At 68.8% G+C, this 3,882-nt stretch carries 6 protein-coding genes; 4 read left to right on the top strand and 2 right to left on the bottom strand.

Translation table 11 applies throughout. The features are described 5' to 3' along the window. The 3 genes from Q8M88_RS06455 to xth all read left to right on the top strand — a co-directional run. The coding region (locus Q8M88_RS06455; protein ID WP_305595559.1) for a DJ-1/PfpI family protein at window positions 1-600 on the top strand (600 nt) is incomplete at its 5' end. Window positions 601-655: 55 nt separating this feature from the next. Further along, entirely contained in the window at window positions 656-823 is a 168-nt protein-coding gene (locus Q8M88_RS06450) for a hypothetical protein (protein ID WP_305595557.1), read from the top strand. Further along, entirely contained in the window at window positions 820-1,596 is a 777-nt protein-coding gene (xth, locus tag Q8M88_RS06445) for an exodeoxyribonuclease III (RefSeq protein ID WP_305595555.1), read from the top strand. The genes Q8M88_RS06450 and xth overlap by 4 nt, the downstream gene beginning before the upstream one ends. A 7-nt stretch (window positions 1,597-1,603) precedes the next feature. On the opposite strand, the gene Q8M88_RS06440 is transcribed toward xth, so the two are convergent. Then, entirely contained in the window at window positions 1,604-2,329 is a 726-nt protein-coding gene (locus Q8M88_RS06440; protein ID WP_305595553.1) for a DUF72 domain-containing protein, read from the bottom strand. Window positions 2,330-2,335: 6 nt separating this feature from the next. Continuing rightward, a complete protein-coding gene (locus Q8M88_RS06435; protein ID WP_305595551.1) occupies window positions 2,336-2,851 on the bottom strand; it encodes a phasin family protein in 516 nt (171 codons plus the stop codon). Between the two features lie 110 nt (window positions 2,852-2,961). Here Q8M88_RS06435 and Q8M88_RS06430 point away from each other — a divergent pair, with 110 nt between their 5' ends. After that, the gene (locus Q8M88_RS06430) at window positions 2,962-3,726 is read left to right on the top strand and encodes a histidine phosphatase family protein (protein WP_305595549.1); all 765 of its coding nucleotides are present in this window, start codon (window positions 2,962-2,964) and stop codon (window positions 3,724-3,726) included. Window positions 3,727-3,882 lie beyond the last annotated feature (156 nt).

The raw sequence follows: 3,882 nt of genomic DNA, 5'->3' as shown, positions 1-3,882 counted from the left end.
CTGGGCAATGTGGAGGTACGGCTGGTGTCGACGGACGGCGCGCCGGTGCGATCCGACACCGGGCTGATCTATCCGGCGGACGCGAGCTTCGCCACCTGCCCCAAGGACCTCGACATCCTGTTCGTGCCGGGTGGACTGAAGGGTTCGATCAAGCAGATGCGCGATCCCGCCACGCTGGATTTCCTCGCCGACCGGGGTGCTCGGGCCAAGTACATCACCGGTATCTGCACGGGCACGCTGGTGCTGGGCGCCGCAGGCTTGCTGAAGGGCTACAAGGCCACCGGCAACTGGCAGGTGCGCCAACTGCTGCCGCTGATGGGCGCCGAGCTGGTCCCCGATCGCGTGGTCATCGACCGCAACCGCATCACTGGCGCGGGCGTCACCGCGGGAATCGACTTCGGTCTGCAGATCGTCGCCATGCTGCGCGGCGAGCCCTATGCGCGGATGCTGCAGCTGGTGTTCGAATACGATCCGCACCCGCCGTTCAACTCCGGCAGCCCGACCACCGCCAGCAAGGCGTTGGTCGATCACCTGATGACCAGTCGCGCCGCCGACATCGAGGCCGCACGTCTGGCCGCGGTCGCTTCGCCCGCCGGCTGACGGGAACGGATCTGCGGTTCGCCGATTCCCTCGTTCTCAAGCGAAGGAGAGCTCCATGCCCCGCGAACTCATCGACACCGGCACGGACAAGCGGTTCGTGCGCCGAGACGACAAGGGTCAGTTCAAGGAGGTCGTCGACGTCGGCAAGTCGCTGTCTGTCGACTCCCGCCAGAAGGCCAAGACCAAGGTCAAAAAGGGCGACGGCGACCGCGGCGACCGTTGAGGATCGCCACCTACAACGTGAATGGCGTCAACGGCCGGCTGGTCAACCTGCTGGACTGGCTGGCCGACACCGCGCCGGATGTCGTCTGCCTGCAGGAGCTGAAGGCGCCGCAGGAACGCTTCCCGCTGGCTGAGATCGAGGCTGCGGGCTACGGGGCTATCTGGCACGGGCAGAAGAGCTGGAACGGCGTTGCGATCCTCGCCCGCGACGCCCAGCCGATCGAGACGCGACGCGGGCTGCCCGGCGACGCGCAGGATACGCAGAGCCGTTACATAGAAGCGGCGGTTGGGGGGGTGATCGTCGCCAGCCTCTACGCGCCCAACGGCAATCCGCAGCCGGGCCCGAAGTTCGAGTTCAAGCTGGCCTGGTACGAGCGCCTGCGCACGCACATGCTGTGGCTGGCCTCGACGAAGCAGCCGGTGGTTGTCGCCGGAGACTTCAACGTCATGCCCACCGACTTGGACGTCTACGCGCCGGAACGCTGGGTCGACGACGCGCTGTTCCATCCGAAGGTGCGCGAAGCCTATGCGCGGCTGCTGGAGGACGGTTGGACCGACGCAATCCGAGAGCTGCATCCTGGCGAGCGCATCTACACCTTCTGGAAGTACCTACGGAATGCGCTGGCCCGGGACGCAGGCCTACGCATCGACCACCTGCTGCTGAGCCAGGCGTTGAAGCCGCGGCTGCAGGCCGCCGGCGTCGACCGCGCCTATCGCGAACGCGAGAAGGCCAGCGACCACGCGGCCACGTGGATCGAACTCGCCGACGGTTGAAGAAGACTCAGGCGGGCAGGGCTTGCAAGGAAAGGGCGTTGACTGCGGCTGCGCCGTACATGGTGTTGTCGAAGATGCACCAGCACTCCTGCGCCTCGCTCGACGCCAAGCTGCCGGCCAGGGCGGCCAGGGCTGCTGCGTCGTAATCGGAGACGTACATCCGCGGCGAGCCATGCAATCGCCAGTAGGCCAGACCCGTCCAGCCGCCGGGGGATGACGCCAGCGGATGCGGCGCGGGATCGGCGGCGACACGGGCGATGCGATGGGCGATCAGCAGGTCGTCCGCGGCGCCCTCGAACCAGCTCGCGTGGCGTGGTTCACAGGCGACGGATCCGCTCCACTGGGTCCGGAGATCATCGAAGAAACGCGTCGCGACGACGGCGTCGAACGCCAACTTGGGTGGAAGCTGGACGAGCAGCGGCCCGAGCTTGTCGCCCAAGCCGCCGACCTGCAGCAGGAACGCCGCCAGGCGCTCCGCACAATCAACCAGCCTCGCCTCGTGTGTGATGGCGCGCGGCGCCTTCACGGCGAAGCGGAAGCCATCAGGCGTAGCGTCGCGCCAGCGTTCATAGGTCTGCCGGCGGTGCGGGCGATAGAAGCTGGAGTTCACCTCGACGGCCGACAGACGGGCGGCATAACGCTGCAGCACCGAGCCGTCTGCAGGAAACGCGTCGGCGACCGCGCGCGGGACGGACCAGCCGGCCGTCCCGATGCGCAGTCGCCCGCTCTGCATCGCGCGTCAGGCCGCCAGGCGGTCGGCGCTGGCGAACGGATTGACGCCCAGGCGCACCGGCCAGGCGGCGCCGCCCGCGACCCGGCCCAGCAGGCCGGTGATGCGGTGGAACTCATCCAGCGCGGCGGCGAACGCGGCGCCGCTGACGCTGACCTGCAGCGCCAGCAGGTCCTGAGGCGAGCGGACCTGGGTCAGCGCGCTGAACGCCTGCGCGTTGCGTTGCAGGGTCTCCTGACCAAAGCGCGCGACGCCTGTGAACAGGTCCTGCAACGCTTCCGACGCGTCGGCCGCCACGGGCTCAGCAGCGGCTTGCAGGATCTCGGCGGCCTCGACCGGAGCCTCGAGCAGTCGCAGGGCGACCGGTTCGGCGGCCTCGGTCTCGACCGTCTCGGGACTCGCATCCGACACGGTTTCGGCAGCGGCCTGGGCCTGCTCGGCGGCGGCGTCGAACGCCGCGAACGCCTCGGTGGCGGCGGGCTCGACGTGTTCGAATGGCTCGGGCGGTTTGGGTGGTTTGGGCATGGGAAATCTCCTTTGTTGCACTGCAACGTGCGAGGCGACGATCGGCGCCAACGCTCTAGCTAAGTTATGTGACGCGGGAGCCAGCGGCCGGCGATGCGCGTTGTCGGCCCATGCAGTCACGTTGGCCGGCGCGCCTATGGATCGTGCGACATGGTGAGAGCGCCGGTAATGTCGCGCGCGATCTGGCGATGGCCTCGGGGTCGTCACGGATCGACATTTCCCAGCGCGACGTCGATGTGCCCCTGAGCCCGCTGGGCGAGGAACAGGCCCTGGCGCTTGGTCGCTGGTTTTCAACGCTCGCAGAGCATGAGCGTCCGCAGGTGGTGCTGTCCTCGCCCTATCTGCGCGCGACAAGCACCGCCGAACTGCTGGCCTCGGTCGGCGGCGTAGCGTCGGATGCGCCTCCCAGGGCGATCGACGAGCGACTGCGCGAGCGCGAGTTCGGCATACTCGATCGCCTGACCACTGGCGGCGTGCGCGAGTTCCACCCGGAGCAGGCGGAGTTCCGCCGGCTGCTGGGCAAGTTCTATCACCGGCCGCCCGGCGGCGAGAGCTGGTGCGACGTGATCCTGCGGCTGCGCAGCGCGCTCGACACCGTCAGCCTGCACTACGCCGAGCGCCGGGTGTTGATCGTCGGCCACCAGGTGGTGGTGTTGTGCCTGCGTTACCTGCTGGAGAACCTCACCGAGCAGAGCCTGCTGGAGATCGACGCCACCGCGGAGGTGGCCAACTGTGGGGTCACGGAATACGCGTTCGACCCGCAGGTCGCGCCGGACGGGGCGCTGAAGCTGCTCCGCTACAACTTCACGGCGCCGCTCGAACAGGGCGGCGCCCCGGTCACTTCGAAACCCGACGCGATCGCAGGCGCGCGATGAGCGCGCCGCTCGCCGTGTCGCTCGACACGCTGGCCAATGCGTTCCCCCTGCCCGCCCTGCACCAGGGCGCCGACAAGGAGACGCGCGGGCGAGTGCTGGTGGTCGGCGGCGGCGCGCAGGTCCCGGGTGCGCCGATCCTCACCGGCGTCGCGGCGT

Origin of the sequence: Phenylobacterium sp., from assembly GCF_030693805.1 — a bacterium.
Classification (GTDB): Bacteria; Pseudomonadota; Alphaproteobacteria; order Caulobacterales; family Caulobacteraceae; genus Phenylobacterium.
Note: the sequence above shows the minus strand (reverse complement) of the source record. Positions and strands in the feature narration are given on the sequence as shown.

Bases quoted from the DNA above. Each gene is read 5' to 3' on its own strand.
- Q8M88_RS06450 (WP_305595557.1), top strand. From the start codon at position 656: ATGCCCCGCGAACTCATCGACACCGGCACGGACAAGCGGTTCGTGCGC.
- Q8M88_RS06440 (WP_305595553.1), bottom strand. From the start codon at position 2,329: ATGCAGAGCGGGCGACTGCGCATCGGGACGGCCGGCTGGTCCGTCCCG.
- Q8M88_RS06430 (WP_305595549.1), top strand. From the start codon at position 2,962: ATGCAGTCACGTTGGCCGGCGCGCCTATGGATCGTGCGACATGGTGAG.
- Q8M88_RS06435 (WP_305595551.1), bottom strand. From the start codon at position 2,851: ATGCCCAAACCACCCAAACCGCCCGAGCCATTCGAACACGTCGAGCCC.